At 64.3% G+C, this 16,649-nt stretch carries 16 protein-coding genes; 7 read left to right on the top strand and 9 right to left on the bottom strand.

Going from position 1 to position 16,649, the window contains the following annotated elements:
- Nucleotides 1–4: 4 nt before the first annotated feature.
- The 6 genes from ACLD0W_RS03645 to ACLD0W_RS03620 all read right to left on the bottom strand — a co-directional run bounded on the left by ACLD0W_RS03645 (nucleotide 5) and on the right by ACLD0W_RS03620 (nucleotide 6,994).
- Nucleotides 5–1,216: a PepSY-associated TM helix domain-containing protein gene (locus tag ACLD0W_RS03645; RefSeq protein ID WP_410306144.1), complete on the bottom strand. Its 1,212-nt coding sequence runs from the start codon at nucleotides 1,214–1,216 to the stop codon at nucleotides 5–7.
- A gap of 13 nt (nucleotides 1,217–1,229) precedes the next feature.
- Nucleotides 1,230–3,560: a TonB-dependent siderophore receptor gene (locus ACLD0W_RS03640; RefSeq protein ID WP_410306143.1), complete on the bottom strand. Its 2,331-nt coding sequence runs from the start codon at nucleotides 3,558–3,560 to the stop codon at nucleotides 1,230–1,232.
- Nucleotides 3,561–3,661: 101 nt separating this feature from the next.
- A complete protein-coding gene (locus tag ACLD0W_RS03635; RefSeq protein ID WP_410306142.1) occupies nucleotides 3,662–4,063 on the bottom strand; it encodes a hypothetical protein in 402 nt (133 codons plus the stop codon).
- Between the two features lie 228 nt (nucleotides 4,064–4,291).
- The gene (locus tag ACLD0W_RS03630) at nucleotides 4,292–5,206 is read right to left on the bottom strand and encodes a FecR family protein (RefSeq protein ID WP_410306141.1); all 915 of its coding nucleotides are present in this window, start codon (nucleotides 5,204–5,206) and stop codon (nucleotides 4,292–4,294) included.
- Entirely contained in the window at nucleotides 5,194–5,760 is a 567-nt protein-coding gene (locus tag ACLD0W_RS03625; protein WP_410306140.1) for a sigma-70 family RNA polymerase sigma factor, read from the bottom strand. Before ACLD0W_RS03625 ends, ACLD0W_RS03630 begins: the two co-directional genes overlap by 13 nt.
- Before the next feature lie 130 nt (nucleotides 5,761–5,890).
- A complete protein-coding gene (locus ACLD0W_RS03620; protein ID WP_410306139.1) occupies nucleotides 5,891–6,994 on the bottom strand; it encodes a helix-turn-helix transcriptional regulator in 1,104 nt (367 codons plus the stop codon).
- Between the two features lie 454 nt (nucleotides 6,995–7,448).
- On the opposite strand from ACLD0W_RS03620, the gene ACLD0W_RS03615 reads away from it, so the two are divergent.
- Complete coding sequence (locus ACLD0W_RS03615; protein ID WP_410306138.1) at nucleotides 7,449–7,727, top strand: DUF3601 domain-containing protein; 279 nt, start codon at nucleotides 7,449–7,451, stop codon at nucleotides 7,725–7,727.
- Between the two features lie 50 nt (nucleotides 7,728–7,777).
- Entirely contained in the window at nucleotides 7,778–8,257 is a 480-nt protein-coding gene (locus ACLD0W_RS03610) for a DUF1294 domain-containing protein (protein WP_410306137.1), read from the top strand.
- A 144-nt stretch (nucleotides 8,258–8,401) separates the two neighbouring features.
- On the opposite strand, the gene ACLD0W_RS03605 is transcribed toward ACLD0W_RS03610, so the two are convergent.
- Together ACLD0W_RS03605 and ACLD0W_RS03600 are read right to left on the bottom strand one after the other, a co-directional pair.
- A complete protein-coding gene (locus ACLD0W_RS03605) occupies nucleotides 8,402–9,706 on the bottom strand; it encodes a PQQ-dependent sugar dehydrogenase (protein ID WP_410306136.1) in 1,305 nt (434 codons plus the stop codon).
- Between the two features lies 1 nt (nucleotide 9,707).
- Complete coding sequence (locus ACLD0W_RS03600; protein WP_410306135.1) at nucleotides 9,708–10,136, bottom strand: DUF2231 domain-containing protein; 429 nt, start codon at nucleotides 10,134–10,136, stop codon at nucleotides 9,708–9,710.
- Nucleotides 10,137–10,322: 186 nt separating this feature from the next.
- Here ACLD0W_RS03600 and ACLD0W_RS03595 point away from each other — a divergent pair, with 186 nt between their 5' ends.
- The 3 genes from ACLD0W_RS03595 to ACLD0W_RS03585 all read left to right on the top strand — a co-directional run bounded on the left by ACLD0W_RS03595 (nucleotide 10,323) and on the right by ACLD0W_RS03585 (nucleotide 13,594).
- Entirely contained in the window at nucleotides 10,323–10,733 is a 411-nt protein-coding gene (locus tag ACLD0W_RS03595; protein WP_410306134.1) for a low affinity iron permease family protein, read from the top strand.
- Nucleotides 10,734–11,069: 336 nt separating this feature from the next.
- Nucleotides 11,070–13,256 carry an OsmC domain/YcaO domain-containing protein gene (locus ACLD0W_RS03590; protein ID WP_410306133.1) on the top strand — a complete coding sequence of 729 codons (2,187 nt, stop codon included), beginning with the start codon at nucleotides 11,070–11,072 and terminating at the stop codon, nucleotides 13,254–13,256.
- Between the two features lie 2 nt (nucleotides 13,257–13,258).
- Nucleotides 13,259–13,594 carry a hypothetical protein gene (locus tag ACLD0W_RS03585; protein WP_410306132.1) on the top strand — a complete coding sequence of 112 codons (336 nt, stop codon included), beginning with the start codon at nucleotides 13,259–13,261 and terminating at the stop codon, nucleotides 13,592–13,594.
- Nucleotides 13,595–13,749: 155 nt separating this feature from the next.
- On the opposite strand, the gene ACLD0W_RS03580 is transcribed toward ACLD0W_RS03585, so the two are convergent.
- A complete protein-coding gene (locus ACLD0W_RS03580; RefSeq protein WP_410306131.1) occupies nucleotides 13,750–14,778 on the bottom strand; it encodes an AraC family transcriptional regulator ligand-binding domain-containing protein in 1,029 nt (342 codons plus the stop codon).
- 146 nt (nucleotides 14,779–14,924) lie between these two features.
- Here ACLD0W_RS03580 and ACLD0W_RS03575 point away from each other — a divergent pair, with 146 nt between their 5' ends.
- Both ACLD0W_RS03575 and ACLD0W_RS03570 read left to right on the top strand, forming a co-directional pair.
- Nucleotides 14,925–15,791: a metal-dependent hydrolase gene (locus ACLD0W_RS03575; protein WP_410306130.1), complete on the top strand. Its 867-nt coding sequence runs from the start codon at nucleotides 14,925–14,927 to the stop codon at nucleotides 15,789–15,791.
- Nucleotides 15,791–16,627, top strand: a complete 837-nt coding sequence (locus tag ACLD0W_RS03570) for an SDR family NAD(P)-dependent oxidoreductase (protein WP_410306129.1) — start codon at nucleotides 15,791–15,793, stop codon at nucleotides 16,625–16,627. Before ACLD0W_RS03575 ends, ACLD0W_RS03570 begins: the two co-directional genes overlap by 1 nt.
- The last annotated feature ends 22 nt before the right edge of the window (nucleotides 16,628–16,649 follow it).

The raw sequence follows: 16,649 nt of genomic DNA, 5'->3' as shown, positions 1-16,649 counted from the left end.
GCTGTCATCCACCTCGAAGGCGGGCTGATTGCTTCCGCCACCAGACCATCACCCCCGTAACGCTCAGTACAATCACCGCCACCCCCAAAACCGTCGCAACAACCCGATAACCCACCCCACCCACCGCCGCAATATGCAGGCTGGTCAACCAGGTCGTCACCGTATTCCCCGCCGCTTCTCCGGTGGGCAGGTATTGGCCCAGCAGGGCGCCGTCCGTGGCGTCCACGTACACCCAGGTCTCCCCGAACCGCTCGTTCACATCGCTGCTGGTGCGCGCCATCAGTTTGAGGGCGTTCTTGTGCGGGGTGTAGGCGAAACGTTCCAGGGCGTGGATTGTTATGTCGCGGTCCTCGGCCAGGGCTTCCAGGTGTTGGCGGGCGGCGTGGTAGCCGGGTTCCCAGCCGATGGGCGGTTGTGGGCTGGGGTTGGCGCGGGTGGGCACGGTCGCGAGCGGGTCTTCCTGGAAGCTGAGGAACAGGCCGGTGGTGGGGCGGTAGATTGGGTCGTAGAGGGTGAGGGCGACGCCGCTCCAGGCGAAGACGAGCAGCAGGGCCCAGGGCCAGAGGCCAACCGCGCGGTGCAGGTCGAAGGTGCGTTTGTGGCCGCCGGCGCGCCAGCGGATTTGCCAGGCTTTGGCCCAGCGTGTCCAGAAGCGGCGGGGGCGGTGCCGGGCGTCGCGGCGTCGTGGCGGGGGGAAGGTGAGCCAGGCGCCGACGAAGCAGTCCAGGGTCCAGAGCAGGGCGATGAGGCCGAAGATCCAGGTGCCAGTGGTGCCGATGGCCAGGGAGTGGTGCAGGCGGTAGACGAAGGGCATCAGGTTGCTGATGCCCTGGCTGAGGTCGCCCCACAGGCGGCCGCCGAGGATCTGGCCGGTGTAGGGGTTCACGAACACTTCGTCGATGGGGGGCGCCGGCGCGCCCGGTTTGGTGCTGAGGAAAAAGCGCAGCGGGCTGTGGGCGTCCGGGGGCGCGAGCATCATCCAGTGCACGTTGGCGTCCGGGTAGGCGGCGTCCACTCGGTCGCGCAGGGCGAAGGACGAGAGCGGTTCGCTGTGCGCGGTGGGCGGCTCGACCTTGAGCCAGTGCGGGTTGATCAGGGCGTCCAGCTCGTAATACCACACCAGCAGGGCGCCGGTGAGGCCGGCGATGATCAGGAAGCCCGCCATCACCAGCCCCACGTAGCGGTGCAGTAGCACCAGCCGTTGGCGCATCCTCATTCAGCGCGCCCCCTTAAAACAGGTACTTCACGCGCGCCAGGTAGGTGCGGCCTTCTTCGCGGATCACGCCGTCGAACGAGCCGGGGGAGAAGATCTCCTCGTCGGTGACGTTGTTGAACAGCAGGTCCAGTTGCAGGGCGTCGGTGACGGCGTAGTAGGCGCCCAGGTCCACGCGGGTGTAGGCGGGCAGGGTGACGCTGTTGTCCGCGTTGGCGGGGCGTTCGTCCACGTAGGCGACGGTGCCGCCCAGGCTCAGGCCGGTGACGGCGTTGAGGTAGTAGCGGCTTTGCAGGGCGGCGGTGTGCAGGGGCACGTTGATAAAGCGGTTGCCTTCCAGGGTCTCGTCGTCGGTGCGCAGCACTTCGGTGTCGGTGTAGCCGTAGCCGGCGCTCAGGTAGAGGTTGCTGGTGGCGTAGCCGTCCACGGTGAGCTCGGCGCCTTTGGAGCGGGCGCGGCCTTGGGCCACCAGGAAGCCGGCGTTGAGCGGGTCGCTGATGGGCATGTTGTCCTTGTCGATGACGAAGCCGGCGGCGTTGATGTTGAGGCGGCCGGCGGTGACGCGCACGCCTGCTTCGTATTGCACGCTTTCCTCGGCTTTCAGGGGCTGGCGGCCGGAGGTGGTGCCTTGTTTGGGCACGAAGGCTTCGTTGCGGCTGGCGTAGAGCGAGGTGCTGTCAGTGAGGTCGTAGACCAGGCCGAGCTGCGTGGTCCAGGCGGTTTCGCCGAGCTCGGCGCGGGTGACGGCGTCGCCGGCCAGGAAGTCGGTGGTTTTCTGGGATTGTTCCGCGTCGGTGTAGCGCAGGCCGGCGAGCAGGGTCCACTTCTCGGTGAAGGCAATGCGGTCCTGGACGAAGCCGGCGAGGATCCGGTCGGTCTGGGTGAAGCCGCGGTCGCGGGCTTTGGTGCTCAGGTCCATGGGGCCGTAGACCGGGTCGTACAGGTCGACCGGGTCCACCAGGTACACCTGGGTAGGCCGGGTGCTGTCGGAGTCGCGGAAGTTCACGCCGGCGATAAAACGGTGGGTCATGCCGGCCAGGGTGGCTTCGCCGCTCAGGTCGAGGATCACTTCGTGGTCGGTCTGCTTGGCGTCGTCGCTGGCGAAGATGATGCGGTTGAGGGTGCGGAAGTCCGCGCCCAGGCCGAATGGGGCGTATTCCTGGAACTCCTGATCGTTGCGGGTGTAGGCGTAGCTCAGGCGGGCGTCGATGGTGTCGGTGAGCGCCTGGGTGAGGCGGGCGTTCAGGTAGACGGAGTCCCGCTCGGTGGTGGCGTCTTTCCAGGCCACGTTGAAGTCGTCGCTGTAGTCGCCGTTGGGGTTGGGCTCGATGGCGCCTTGCGCCGGGGCGCCGCCGGGCAGGGCGGTCCATTCGTTGCGCGAGTAGCTGCCTTCCACGGTGAGGTTGGTGGTGTCGGTGAGATCCATGGTGACGTTGGGCGCCACGAACAGGCGCTCGTAGCCCCAGTAGTCCATGGAGGCGTGGCTGTCCTGGTGGGCCAGGTTGAGGCGGGCGCGCACCCGGTCGTTGAGCGGGCCGGTCACGTCCAGGGTGGCGCGGTGGTAATCGTAGCGGCCGTACTCGGCGCCCACTTCCGCCTGGTAGTAATCCAGCGGTTGTTTGGTGACCACGTTGATGGTGCCGCCCGGTTCCATCTGGCCGTACAGCACCGAGGCCGGGCCCTTGAGGATTTCCAGGCGCTCCACGTTGGCCAGGTCCGTGGGGTGGTCGGTCTGGCGGAAGCCCAGGCCGTTGACGGATTGCTCCGCGTTGAAGCCGCGGATCAGGAAGTCGTCGGCGAACATGTCGCGGCCGGAGCCGGACCGGTTGGCGCTGGGGGTGAGGCGCACCACGTCGCCGACGGTGTTGGCCTGGGCCAGCTCGAAGTTTTCCCGGTCGTAGACGCTGACGCTTTGCGGGATGGCTTCCACCGTGTCGTTTTTCTGGCGGCCGTACACGGAAACGGCGTCCAGGGTATTGCTTTCGCTGGTTTCCTGCGGCGCCGCTTCCAGCCGGTAGCCATTCTCCACCCGCACGGCGGTGACGCCGCTGCCGGCCAACAGGGCGCGCAGGGCTTGGGCCGGCGTGTAGTCGCCGCTCAGCGCCGGCGCCTGTTTGCCTTCCAGCAGCGCAGCGTCGCCGCCGATGGCCAGCCCGGTCTGCCGGGCCAGGTCGATCACCGCCTGGTCCAGGGGCTGGGCGGGCAGGTTGATGGTCTGCGTGGTCGCGGCCTGCGCCCGGGCCGGCTGGGGAAGCAGCGGCGCGGTGAGCAGCGGGGTCAGCAAGCCAAGCAGCAACAGCGCCTTCGGCGACGTCGTTGCGGTGTTCGGTTTTTGTGAGCGAATCATGGGGGCTCCAGCAGGGATGCGCGGTGTCTTTACCTATGAAGACAAAGCAGCGGAGCCCATCGGGCAGTGGTGGCGGAAAAATTTTTTTGGGGAGGGTGTCCCTACCGCCACCACTGACCTTGGAGCTGGATGGTATCCACGCCCGGAGAAAACGAGGCGGTGTTCAGGGTGAACGGGGGCAGGCCATCCCGGTCGACGTGGGCGAGCAGCTTCTTCGCGCTATCCAGCCGTTGCGGGCCACAGCCATCGGTGAGTTGGAAGTAAAGGTACTGCTGATCGTTGCCTTGAACGGCGGCGCTGGGCGGGACCCGGTTGAAGCCCATATCCGGGGCCTGGGCTACTGACTTCACCAGGGCTTTCAATGCATCCTGCTTATCGCCCCGAAATCCGCTCCAATCCAGATCGACACGGAAAATGCAGTCGCTTCTCGCCGGCTTGTTCTCCATGGCGTGCGCCAGAGAGGCGATGGTGATGAGGAGAAGGAGAGCAAAAGTTCGAGCCATGGGTGCCTCGTTCACTGAAAGCCAGCTCGCGACGGTATCGATGCATCCACAATGTCCTGCTTCTTTTTTAAGCTCAACCCCGTGCTCCTCCAATGAGCCCACGGTAGGAGCGACTGGGCGGCACTCCGCTTCAGTCGCGATAAAGCCGTCTGTTGAGAACACCTATCGCGACTGAAGTCGCTCCTACGGCGTTCTTTCGGCGGTTTTGGCACGTTTCCGTCGTGGTGGTTATGGCGAGCGGCGGCGGACGGTGACGTACCAGGGGGTGAGGTAGCGCACTTCCAGATTGAGGGTGTCGGCGAGCAGGGCCAGGGCGGCGTCGCTGTCGTTGGCGGGGAGCACGCCGGTAAATCGGCGTGGGCTGTTGGCGAGGGCGTCGTCCAGGGTCAGCAGGCCGGGGCGGTGACGGGCCAGGCGCTCGACCACTTCCGTGAGCGGGGCTTTGCTGAAGGCCAGGCGGCCGTCGGCCCAGTCCGGGCGTTGGCGTGGGGTGGTGGCGCGGGTGAGCACGCCTTGGCGGTTCAGGTCCGCCTGTTGGCCGGCAGTGAGCTTGAGGTCGTCGCCGCCGTCCCGGGGCGCCACCGCCACGGTGGATTCCTGCACCGCCACCCGGGTGAAGCGGTCTTCCTGACGCACGCTGTATCGGGTGCCCAGGGCGGTGGCGGTGAGGTCCCGGGTGGTGACCTGGAAGGGGCGGTCCGCGGCCTTGGCCACGGTGGCCAGCAGCTCGCCGCGCACCAGCTTCACGGTGCGACGGGCGTCGCTGTAGTCCAGGTCGATGGCGCTGCCGCTGTTGAGCACCACCTGGCTGCCGTCGGGCAGGGTGAGCGTGCGGATCTCGCCGGCGGCGGTGCGGTAGTCGGCGCCCCAGTAGGCCCAGGGCAATTGCGCGCCGGCCAGCACCAGCAGCAGCGCGGCGCCCAGGCCAGTGAGCCGGCGGCGGCGTTGACGGCGCCGGGCCTGGGCGGGCTCGGTGGCCTGCCACATACGCTGGATTTGCTCGAGCACCTGGCGGCGGCGCGGGTCCTTGGCCTGCCAGGTGTCGCACTCCGCCCGCAGACGGTCGTGCTCGTCGGCGCCGGCGGTTTGCAGGGCGACCACCCATTCGGCGGCCTGCTGGCGGATGCGGTTCAGCTCGGACATGGCGCGTCCGCCAAGCTGTCGTAGAGGCGTGCGTGGCAGTGGGCGAAGGCCTTGGCCAGGTACTGCTTAACGCTGCTCTCGGACACCGACAACCGGCGCGCGATCTGCCGGTAGGTCAGACCTTCCAGCCGTGCCATCAGGAACGCCCGGCGCGGTTTCTCCGGCAGCTCGTCCACCAGCAGGCGGAGCACCGTCACCAGCAGATTGTGGGCGGCGGCGATCTCTGCCGGGCCTCGATCGTCCCGGGTCTCCACCAGGATCGCCACCTGGCGCAGGGCTTCCTCTTCCACCTGCCGGCGGTGGTGGCGATTGATCATCAGCCGGCTGGCGATGACCATCAGATAGGCGCGCGGATCGCGCAGTGCCTCCAGCGATTGCTCGCCCAGAATCAGCCGCAGGAAGGTGTCCTGGCTCAGATCCGCCGCGTCCTGCGGGCAGCGCAGCCGCCCCTGCAGCCAATGCGTCAACCAGCCATGATGCGCCGCATACAGCTCACCCAGCTCCCGTTGGGAGCCGGGCAACAGCGGTTGGGTGTCGGTGGCGGCGCCGGACATTAGAGGTTTGGGTTACGCTTTTAGGTGAGAGTGATTATCAATTAAAGGGTGGGAGGGCGCAACTCGTCCTTCGCACGGTTCCGAAAAGTGAGCAGGTCGCCCGGCGGCCGCAGCAAACGGGCCCTTGGCTTCAACCCAAAGCCCGCACCAACATGGACACCAGCTCGGTCTGCTTGCGGTAACCGTTCTTGCTGAGCAAGCTCTTGATGTGCTGGCGGGCGGTGTGCACGGAGATGCGCCGTTTCTCGGCGATGTCTTTGGCGCTCAGGCCCTGTATCAGCTCGCCAGCGACGGCGGCTTCCGCGGGCGTGCACTGGAACAGGATCTGCAGCCTGTCCAGATCCGGGGGCAGGGTGTTGTCGAAGCTGAACAGCTCGGCCAGCACGCCGTTGTTTTCGGCGCTTTCGGCCACCAGGGGCGTGAGGCACAGGGCGATACGTTCCTGCGGGGTGTGGATGAACAGCGTGCCGGTGTCCAGCTTGCCCTGGTGAGATCGAATGATGCAGGTGCCAATGGCGTCGTTGAGCTTGCGAGCGAGGCGCTCGTCCTGGCAGCGCAGGCGTTGTTCGCCGTTGATGAACAGGGTACCGCTGTTTTCCAGCAGCGCGCGGGCGGCGTCGTTGGCCTGGGCGATGATGCCCAGGGCATTGAAGACCACCAGCGGCTTTTTGACATGGTTCAGGGCCAGCGCCAGGTTTTCGTTGTTGTTAGCCGATTGATAGAGCTTCAGGTGCAGAGTCACCGCGTTTTCGATGTGCGGCGCCAGCAGGTTCATCTGTACCAGTTCGTCCTGCGTGTAGGGCCCGTGGTCCAGGTGCCGGTTGGCTATGAACACCACGCTGGTGCCGTTCTCGCGGCTCACCAGCATGCCGGCGCTGTCGCCCATGCCCACCGCCTCCGCCCAGGCGCGGCTCTCCGGGCCGAGGATATCGAGGATGGTGCGGCTGCCGTCGCCGCGCAGGAAGGAGTCGAACTGGCGCGGCGGCAGCGCTACGTAACGGGCCAGGGCTTCGTCCCGTTCCGGCAGGCTGCTGTTGATGTACCACTCCTCGAAGCCTTCCGGATAGCCGAAGGTCCAGCCGAATATCATACGTCGCGGGTTTGCGGTGATCCCCAAAATGCCACCTTGCAGGGCCTTGAAGTGCTGCTGGAAAGCGTCGAAGAACGGCTGGAAGCCGGCACCGTCCTGCAGGCAGCGGTACAGCGTGATCAGCAGTTCGTTATACGCCTGCAAGGCCTCCCCACCGATGGACGGAAAGGGAAGTGAGGCGGTTTGCGGGGCATTCATGAGCAATAAACCTCATCATTCACGCTGTGGGCATCATGTTCTAAGATTGCCACGAAGCAGGCGGATTCTGAACCGGCGAGCTTCTGGTTCGGATACACAATGGATCACGGCGTGGGGGCAGGAGTGGCCGGTGCCGAAGCAAGGACCTTGCGGGTCGGACCACGTTAACCGGTTGATTTAAAGGGCCTTTGTGCTCTCTGGATCGGTTTCAAAAGGCTTAAACGGATAATTTCGTGGGGCAATCGATACCTTTAACGTGGGCTTCGGGCCGCGGACTTTGCTTAGAGGCGATTTACCGGGCCATTAAACGCGGGCTAACGCTCGTGAAGACGTCAAAAAGCCAAGAGAATGCTTAACAAACAATGAGTAATCACGGTCCGACCCTAGGGACGCCAGCCCGATGAATGATTGGCTCGATAAACTGGATAGGGAGTATCGGCATCTCAAGGCCGGACAGATCTATCGGGTGGCGCGCGCTTTCCGGGACTATGACGGCGAATGCCATGAGGAAGGAAAAACCTTTGAGTTCGTCGGCGCCAACTTCGTGCCCTACCACGATGGGCTGTCGTTGTTCGTGAAACGAGAAGGGCGCGAAGAACAGATCCGACTGCAACTTCATCCTGAGGAGCAGCAGGCTATCGTCGAGCAATTGGAGGTCTACCTGAGGCCTGTGTCGTGAAGGCCGACCGATCAGGCCATGATGAATGTTGTCGATCGCGAGCGGTCGATGTGGATTTTAAGGCCAGCGGTCGTACAGCGCGGCGGCCGAAGAAAGGGAAAGGGCTGTTTCCCGCGCTGCTGATGGTGGCGGCTTTTTTTGTCAGTCTTCTGGCGGTTATGCCTCCGCATGAGTGGTGGCGGATGGCCGGTGTGTACGGTTTGGTAAGTCTGCTGACGTTTGTGCTTTATGGGCTGGATAAACGGGCGGCGAGACGTGGCGCCTGGCGGACGGCCGAGGCGCGTCTCCATTTCTTTGAGCTCTGCGGCGGCTGGCCAGGTGCCTTGCTTGCCCAACGGATGTTTCGACACAAAACCCGCAAGGTGCCCTTTCTGGTGGTCTTTGCTTTTGCGGTTATCGCCAACCTGGCGGCGCTGGGTTGGCTGCTTTACGCGGACGCCGGTGAGGCGCTGCGGCATCTCCTCGGCGTTAGCCAGGTGGCTGGCTTCCAAGCCGCCGGCCTTGGCTGGTGCCACAGTTTGATTTCTTAAAAGCCGGTTTTGGGGCCTGAAACCAAGCTCTAAGACCCGCGAAGCCGCTCAGAGAATCGGAAAAGACTTACGAATCAATGAGTAACCGTGGTCCGACCCCTGGGCCCCGGCCGGGCCCGCCGGGGCGGGCCGGTGTGGGGTGGGTCAGTTTGGGGCGGTGGGGGTGACGCGCCAGATGGTGTTGGAGAGGTCGTCGGCGATGATCACGGCGCCTTCCGGGTCCACGGTGACGCCCACCGGGCGGCCGCGGGCCTTGCCGTCGTCGCTGAGGAAGCCGGTGGCGAAGTCCACCGGGTCGCCGGCGGGTTCGCCGTTCTGGAAGGGCACAAACACCACCTTGAAACCCACCGGGTCGCTGCGGTTCCAACTGCCGTGCTGGCCGACGAAGGCGCCTTCGGCGAAGTCGCCGCCCACGGCGGAGTTGGAGAAGTCCACGCCCAGCGCCGCCACGTGGGAGCCCAGCGCATAGTCCGGTTTGATGGCCTGCTCGACCCTCTCCGGTTTGGGCGGTTTGACCCGGGTGTCCTCGTTCTGGCCCCAGTAGCTGTAAGGCCAGCCATAGAAAGCGCCTTCCTTCACCGAGGTCAGATAGTCCGGCACCAGGTTGGGACCGATCTCATCCCGCTCATTGGCCACCGCCCACAGCTCGCCGGTGTCCGGCTGGATGGTCAGGGCGGTGGGGTTGCGCAGGCCGGTGGCGAAGGGGCGGTGCAGGCCGGTTTCCGCTTCGATCTGCCAGACCATGGCACGGTCTTCTTCCACTTCCATGCCGCGCTCGCCGATGTTGCTGTTGGAGCCGATGCCGACGTACAGGAAGCGGCCATCCGGGCCCGCGGTCATGGCCTTGGTCCAGTGGTGGTTGATCACCGCTGGCAGGTCGGTGACTTTTTCCGGCGAGCCGCTGGCCTGGGTCTGGCCTTCTTCGTAGTCGAAGCGCACCAGGGCGTCCTGGTTGGCGACATAAAGGGCATCATCAATGAGAGCCAGCCCGTAGGGGGCATTCAGGTTGTCGGCGAACACCCCTTGCTGCTCGTAGCGGCCGTCGCCGTCGGCGTCGCGCAGCAGGGTGAGCCGGTTGCCGCTGTCCGCCGCGCTCTTGCCCTGCTTCTTGATGTAGCCGGCGATCAGGTCCTTGGGCCGCAGGGTCGGAGCGTGGCCGCCGGAGCCTTCCGCCACCAGGATATCGCCGTTGGGCAGCACCAGGGTTTGGCGCGGGATTTTCAGGTCGGTGGCGATGGCCTCGATCTCATAGCCGTCCGGCACGGTGGGCTTCTGGTCGCCCCATTCCGCCGGTTTGGAAATGTTCATGTTCGGCAGCAGGCCGCGCTGCGGCTTTGGCAGCGTCGGGTTGGCGCCGTGTTGCTCGGCGGGCTCGACCTGGTTTCCGCCGCCGCAGGCGGTCAGCGCGAACAGCAAAGGGAGCGACAGCAGGGGGATGGCGTAACGCATGTTATTTCACTCCTCCACGCAGACCTGAGTAGCCGACCAGGCTCGCCACCAGGGCCAGCACCGTCACGATCGCCGACAGCCACAACCCGGCGGGCATGGCCGCCCAGGCGTCCTTGGCATGCACCAGCGCGTTGATAAAGCCGAGCATCCACATCACAAGCAGCACGAGGAAATAGACCGCATGTCTGGCGGTGCGGGCCGGCCCGCTGATTACCCATTCGACCAGCGCCCACAGCAGCGCGAAGCCGCCACCCACCAGGGCCCCGGCGATCAGCCAGGAAGCGAAATTGGTCCACTGCACCTGGTAACTGGTGGAGTAGGCCCAATCGCTGAGCAGCGCGCCCAGAAACAGGGGCAGTGGGAAAGCAAGCAGAATGGCGTGCAGCGGATGCAGCGCCCGACCGGCCTTTGGTTGGAGGTTATTAGTCATGGTGTCTCTCAAGTCCTTTGAACCATACTGAGTTACCGCATCTTCGCGGACAGGGTGTGAGAGCGGAAACACCAACGCGGCGAGCGCCGGCGGATTTGACCAGTGTTTACAATTGTCCGCGCAGTCTTGCCTGCTTCAACGTCGGTTCACGGAAGAGTGGGCACTGCGCCCTCGCGGGAGAGCATCATGAGTCGTACTACCTGGTACTCGGGCTTCGCTAAATCGGCTTCGCATTTTTGCGGCAGGCCCCGTGTTTTTGTCTTGGCCGTGGCGGTGATCCTGGCCTGGATCGTCACGGGCCCGTTGTTTTCCTTCAGCGACACCTGGCAACTGGTGATCAACACCGGCACCACCATCGTTACCTTTCTGATGGTGTTTCTCATCCAGAACACGCAAAACCGGGACACGGAGGCGATCCAGGTGAAGCTGGACGAGCTGATCCGGGCGACGAAGGGGGCGCACAACGCACTGCTCGATCTTGAAGAACTGGAAGAAGAACGCCTCGACGCCTTTAAGCGCCGATACCAGGCCCTGGCCGCCGCGGCACGCCACGAACTCGAGACCGGAAGCCCCGACACCGGCACCCCCGAACCCTGACCCCGCCCCGGCGCCCCGGCGCACCGGGGTCGGACCACGCTAAGTGACTGAATTGTCGGGATCAGTAGCCCCTAGGGAGTGTATTTCGCGCCTTAACGGCCGGTTTTCGCCCTGGAAAATCGCCGCTTAGGGCCAGTGCCCGGATCGGTCCGACACTTCGGCTTTAGCGGCTTTTTATAGGGGTCAAAACCCGCGGCTAAGTGGCCCTAACGGCGCCCTGAAGCAGCGAAACGCTTATAAATCAGTAAGTAACCGTGGTCCGACCCCGGTGGGCGACGGTTGGGGGGAAAATCTGGATAATGGCGCGCATTCGCGTTCCCAACCGGCAGTCCTTTCATGGAAATCAAGGTCAACTTCCTCGACAACCTCCGCCTGGAGGCCAAATTCGACGATTTCACGGTCATCACCGACCAGCCGATCCGCTACAAGGGCGACGGTTCGGCGCCCAGTCCGTTCGACTATTTCCTGGCGTCGTCGGCGTTGTGCGCGGCCTATTTCGTGAAGGTGTACTGCAAGGCACGGGACATTCCCACCGACAACATCCGGCTGTCGCAGAACAACATCGTCGACCCGGAGAACCGCTACAACCAGATCTTCCGCATCCAGGTGGAACTGCCGGAGGATCTGTCCGACAAGGACCGCCAGGGCATCCTGCGTTCCATCGAGCGCTGCACGGTGAAGAAGGTGGTGCAGACCGGGCCGGAGTTCCAGATCGAGACCGTGGACAATCTGGACGAGGACGCCCAGGCGTTGTTGATGGCCGGGGTGGACGGCGAGGCACGTACCTTTATCGAGGGCAAGGACCGGCCGCTGGAGGAGACCATCGCCACTATGAGCCGGGCGCTGGAAGCCCTGGGCATGAAGATCGAGATCGCCTCCTGGCGCAACATCGTGCCGCACGTGTGGTCGCTGCACATCCGTGACGCCGCCTCGCCCATGTGCTTTACCAATGGCAAGGGCGCCACCAAGGAGAGCGCGCTCTGTTCCGCGCTCGGCGAGTTCATCGAGCGACTGAACTGCAACTTCTTCTACAACGACCAGTTCTTCGGCGAGGAGATCGCCAACGCGGCGTTCGTGCATTACCCCAATGAACACTGGTTCCAGCCCGGCCCCGAGGATGAACTGCCGGCGGAGATTCTGGATGACCATTGCCGGGCCATCTACGACCCGGACGGTGAGCTGCAGGGCTCGAACCTGATCGACACCAACTCCGGTCGGGTGGATCGCGGTATCTGCTCCCTGCCGTTCGAGCGTCGCTCCGACGGCGAGACCGTGTGGTTTCCTTCCAATCTGATCGAGAACCTGTTCCTCAGCAACGGCATGAGCGCCGGCAACACCCTGGCCGAGGCCCAGGTGCAGTGCCTGTCGGAGATCTTCGAGCGGGCGGTGAAAAAGCAAATCATCGAGGAAGAGTTGGCGCTGCCGGATGTACCAAAAGCGGTGCTGGCGAAGTACCCCAAGCTGGTGGAAGGCGTCGAAGCGCTGGAGGCCCAGGGCTTCCCGGTGCTGGTCAAGGACGCCTCCCTGGGCGGCCAATTCCCGGTGGCCTGCGTGGCGCTGATGAACCCGCGCACCGGCGGTGTGTTCGCCTCCTTCGGTGCTCACCCGAGCATGGCGGTGGCGCTGGAGCGTTCGCTCACCGAGCTGCTGCAGGGGCGTAGCTTCGAAGGACTCAACGACTTCCCGCCGCCCACCTTCAACAGCCTGGCGGTGACCGAGCCGAACAACTTCGTGGAGCACTTCATCGATTCCAGCGGCGTGGTGTCCTGGCGCTTCTTCAGCGCCAAGGCGGACGTGGCATTCCACGAGTGGGATTTCTCCGGCACGACCGAGGAAGAAGCCGCGCGCCTGTTCGCCATCCTCGAGGACCTGGGTAAGGAGGTCTATACCGCCGCCTACCACGAGCTGGGCGCACCGGCCTGCCGCATTCTGGTGCCGGGCTATTCCGAGGTCTACCCGGTGGAAGACCTGGTCTGGGATAACACCAACAAGGCCCTGGATTACCGCGAGGATCTCCTCAATCTGCACCGCCTGGACGACGACCAACTCGCCGCCCTGGTGGAGCATCTGGAAGAAAGCCAGATCGATGACTACACCGACATCCGCACGCTGATCGGCATCGAGTTCGACGAGAACACGGTCTGGGGCCAGCTCACCGTGCTGGAACTGAAGCTGCTGATCAACCTGGCGCTGGGTCAGCACGACGAGGCCCTGGAGCGCACCGAGGCGTTCCTGCAGTTCAACGACAACACGGTGCAGCGCAACCTGTTCTACCGCGCCGTCAGCGCGGTGCTGGAAATCACCCTGGACGACGAACTGGAACTGGACGATTACCTGACCAACCTGGGCCGCATGTACGGCGAAGACACCATGACGGAAGTGGTCGGCGCGGTGAATGGCACCGTCCGCTTCCCCGGTCTTACCCCCACCAACATGCAGCTCGAGGGCCTGGACCGTCACCTGCGCCTGATCGAAAGCTACAAGAAACTCCACGCCGCCCGCGCGGCGCGAGCGCAGAGATAACTATGGCAGCGCCCCTGATCCCCATTATCAAAGCCGTCGCGCCCTACGTGGCCCAGATCGCCACGGTCGCGATACCCGCCTTCACGTCCCGCAACGCCGAGACCGGGCCGGCCGACCCGGTGGTGACCAAACAGATCCAGGAACTGCAGGAAGCCGCCACCCACAACGCGGAATCCGTTCAGGTACTGGCGGACAAGTTGCAGCAGGCCCTGGACGGCGTGGAGATGGCGGCCAGGGAGTCGGAGGCCCGCTTCGCCAGATACCGGCTCGCCCTTGCCGCCGCGTTGGTGGTGTCCGGCGCGTCCCTGGCGCTGAGCGCTTTCCTGCTTTTCAGCTAGGTCCCGTTAACCCGGCCAGGAGGGATTATGGATTCCGGAACCGAACATCGCGGCGTCTGCCTTGGCGGCGCGGTAGGCGTTACCGAAGAGGACGTCTTTAACCGCTAGGGGAATGCCGCTGCGAGTGCCGCCACGACAGAGTCCGCCGAACCGCTTTAGCGGTGCGTGGCGCGGTACGCGGATGGCGTCATCGACGCCTGTTTCCGGAACGCCCGGGTGAAATTGGCGGCATCGCTATAGCCGAGAAGTTCGGCGATGCGGGCGATTTCCAGCCCCGGCTCATCGAGCAATTTAATGGCGTCCCTGAGGCGAATCTTTTCCACCAGGGACGAGTAGGCGGTGCCCTCGGCGTGCAGCTTGCGCCTTAACGTGCGCGCGGTCATACCGAATCTGTCAGCGATCACGTCCAGGGTGGGATAACCGCCCGCCTGGTACCCCAGCGCCTGCTGCACCCGCGCGCTGACGTTCTGATCCCTTTTTAAAAGACGCGCTTCGTTTTCACATTGCCGTACCGCCTGACGGTAGCCGGTGGCGCTGGCCAGTGGCAGCGGTGTTTTGAGCAGGGCGGCGGGGAAGCGGCACTGAACCAGTGGCATATCAAAGCGCAGGGTGCCGATCATCTGGAAGGCTTCATGTTCGCCGCGCGGCGGTGGGTGGTCGAGCCATACCTGAGTGCCCCGGCCCACATCGGGTAGCAGCAGGGAAGCGCCTCGGAACAAACTGAAGACGATGGAATCCACCGTCAGATCACGCATGGGGCCGACGAGGTAATCTTCAGCGAAAAATGTCAGAACGCAGAGCTGATCCTCGCTGACCAGGTTGAGTTTGACGCCGCGCACCACCAGCCCCCAGTACCGCTCCAGCAGCGCCAGAGCAGTGCCCACATCCGGGCTGGCGAGCAGCGCGCTGCCCAGGCTGCCGAAGCTGGTGGGCGGCATGCGCCAGCCCACATCGAACCCCATCAGGTCGTCGCCGCCGTGCCGGTAAATGGCCTCCAGTAAGCGGCGCAGCTTTTCCATGGTGATGCCGGCGGAAAACGAGGACGCGAACTCCTGCGCCAGCCCCGCCTGCTTGAGAATCTCATCGCGCGGGAGTCGCCGGTCGGCCACATAGGACAGCCAGCTTGTGGGCACGGCGCCGGGCACGAAGACGTTGTCCGGCCAGTGGCTCTCTGTTGTTTTCATAGCGCTCGTTTGCCGCCGGTATCGAGGCAGTCTAGTTGTTGATGGCCGCAAATGACAAGCAAACGGTCCGGCTTGTCCCTCACGCCGCTGGCGGGTGGGCGCCTAGACTTTCCGGCACGCTAACGCAGCCATGCAGGAGATCGACCATGAGCAGTCAGAGTGCCGTTACCCCGATAGGTGGCGAAGGCCCCGCCAAGGCAAAGCGACTGCGCGGCGAGGAGGTCGGCGTGCCGGTGCGCCGTATGGATCTGTCCTATGACGATCGGTTGCCGCTGGCCTGGTTTGACGGCAATGCACTGATCAGCCTGTTCCTGACGGCTTTTTCCGCGTCACTGCCGGAAGGCGAGAGCCATTTTATCCATAGTGTGCGGTTGTTTCAGGATCAGATCACCGACCCTGTGCTGAGGGCTCAGATTCGCGCCTTTATTGGCCAGGAGGGCCACCACTCCAAAGAGCATGACACCTTCAACGATGCCATGCGCCAACGGGGCGTGGATATCGATACGGTGGAGAGGCGCATGGCCGCTTCGGTGACACAGTGGAAAAAGCGCTCCGCCAAATACCAGTTGGCGCACACCGTCTGCGCCGAACACTTTACCGCCTTGCTGGCGGACGTGCTGCTGAGCAAGCACCCGGAAATGCTCGACAGGATGTCGCCGCAGGCCCGCACGATCTGGGCCTGGCACGCCATCGAGGAGGCCGAGCACAAAGCGGTGGCCTTTGATGTCTACGAGCAAACCGTGGGCGACCGGAAGTATCTGAAACGGGTGATGGCGTGGGTCACCGCCGAGTTTGTCGTCAAGAACACTCGCAGCGCCTGGACCTTGTTCCGTGGTACCGGGCAGCGGCGAGATCTTAAAAAATGGCGGGAGCTGTTCACTCTGCTGCGCACCCTGGGCAAAGACACCTGGAAGGATTACAGGGATTTCTACCGGGACGACTTTCATCCCTGGCAGCACGACAATCGCGAAGCCGTCGAGGCCGCCAAGAAGCAGTATCTCGAGGGCAAATAATGAGTCGCTTCAGCGGGAAGGTTATCGCCATCACGGGCGCCGCATCCGGGATAGGCCGCGCCACGGCGGTGAAGCTGGCCGGCCACCAGGTCGCGCTGTCGCTCTGTGATGTCAGTGACGAGGGGCTGCGCGAAACCGAGCGGCTTTGCCGGGCCGCGGGCGCGTCCGTTCGCAGCGCGCGGTTGGATGTGTCGGATCACGCCGCGGTTAACGCTTGGGCCGAAGACACCCACGACGCCTTCGGTGGCGTAAATGCGATTATTAATAATGCCGGCGTGTCGTTATCCGGTGCGGTCGGCGACCTGACCCTGGATGACTTCGAGTGGATCATGGGCATCAATTTCTGGGGCGTGGTGCATGGCACCCGCGCTTTTCTGCCTTATCTGCGCGCCAGTGGCGACGGCCATATCGTCAATATATCCAGCCTGTTCGGGATCATCGCCATGCCCGGCGCGAGCGCCTACAACGCGTCCAAGTTCGCGGTGCGCGGGTTCACCGAATCACTCAGTGAAGAGCTGCGGCTTGAGCGGGCGCCGGTGCGGGTCACCTGTGTGCATCCGGGCGGCATCGACACCAACATCGTCGCGGGGGGCCGGGTGACGCCCAGCGAAAGCCTGGGTTTCGAGACCGTCGACCAGGCCGCCCGTGACTTCAAGCGGTTGGCGCGCACCTCTCCCGAGGCGGCGGCCGCACGGATCGTCCGCGCCATGACGAGGGGCCGCCGCCGGCAGTTGATCGGCACCGACGCCTGGTTACTGGAAAAAATGCAGCGCCTGGCGCCGGTCGCCTACCAGAATCTGATGGTTTCCTTCGCGCGCAGAAGTGCCCGGCGCTAACCCTTCCCCGGGGGGCGGTGGT

Origin of the sequence: Alloalcanivorax sp. C16-1 (assembly GCF_046507805.1) — a bacterium.
Taxonomy (GTDB): domain Bacteria; phylum Pseudomonadota; class Gammaproteobacteria; order Pseudomonadales; family Alcanivoracaceae; genus Alloalcanivorax.
The sequence above is the reverse complement of the archived record's forward strand: the minus strand, read 5'-3'. Positions and strand labels throughout refer to the sequence as shown.

Bases quoted from the DNA above. Each gene is read 5' to 3' on its own strand.
- ACLD0W_RS03645 (WP_410306144.1), bottom strand. From the start codon at position 1,216: ATGAGGATGCGCCAACGGCTGGTGCTACTGCACCGCTACGTGGGGCTG.
- ACLD0W_RS03640 (WP_410306143.1), bottom strand. From the start codon at position 3,560: ATGATTCGCTCACAAAAACCGAACACCGCAACGACGTCGCCGAAGGCG.
- ACLD0W_RS03635 (WP_410306142.1), bottom strand. From the start codon at position 4,063: ATGGCTCGAACTTTTGCTCTCCTTCTCCTCATCACCATCGCCTCTCTG.
- ACLD0W_RS03630 (WP_410306141.1), bottom strand. From the start codon at position 5,206: ATGTCCGAGCTGAACCGCATCCGCCAGCAGGCCGCCGAATGGGTGGTC.
- ACLD0W_RS03625 (WP_410306140.1), bottom strand. From the start codon at position 5,760: ATGTCCGGCGCCGCCACCGACACCCAACCGCTGTTGCCCGGCTCCCAA.
- ACLD0W_RS03615 (WP_410306138.1), top strand. From the start codon at position 7,449: ATGAATGATTGGCTCGATAAACTGGATAGGGAGTATCGGCATCTCAAG.
- ACLD0W_RS03605 (WP_410306136.1), bottom strand. From the start codon at position 9,706: ATGCGTTACGCCATCCCCCTGCTGTCGCTCCCTTTGCTGTTCGCGCTG.
- ACLD0W_RS03600 (WP_410306135.1), bottom strand. From the start codon at position 10,136: ATGACTAATAACCTCCAACCAAAGGCCGGTCGGGCGCTGCATCCGCTG.
- ACLD0W_RS03595 (WP_410306134.1), top strand. From the start codon at position 10,323: ATGAGTCGTACTACCTGGTACTCGGGCTTCGCTAAATCGGCTTCGCAT.
- ACLD0W_RS03590 (WP_410306133.1), top strand. From the start codon at position 11,070: ATGGAAATCAAGGTCAACTTCCTCGACAACCTCCGCCTGGAGGCCAAA.
- ACLD0W_RS03585 (WP_410306132.1), top strand. From the start codon at position 13,259: ATGGCAGCGCCCCTGATCCCCATTATCAAAGCCGTCGCGCCCTACGTG.
- ACLD0W_RS03580 (WP_410306131.1), bottom strand. From the start codon at position 14,778: ATGAAAACAACAGAGAGCCACTGGCCGGACAACGTCTTCGTGCCCGGC.
- ACLD0W_RS03575 (WP_410306130.1), top strand. From the start codon at position 14,925: ATGAGCAGTCAGAGTGCCGTTACCCCGATAGGTGGCGAAGGCCCCGCC.
- ACLD0W_RS03570 (WP_410306129.1), top strand. From the start codon at position 15,791: ATGAGTCGCTTCAGCGGGAAGGTTATCGCCATCACGGGCGCCGCATCC.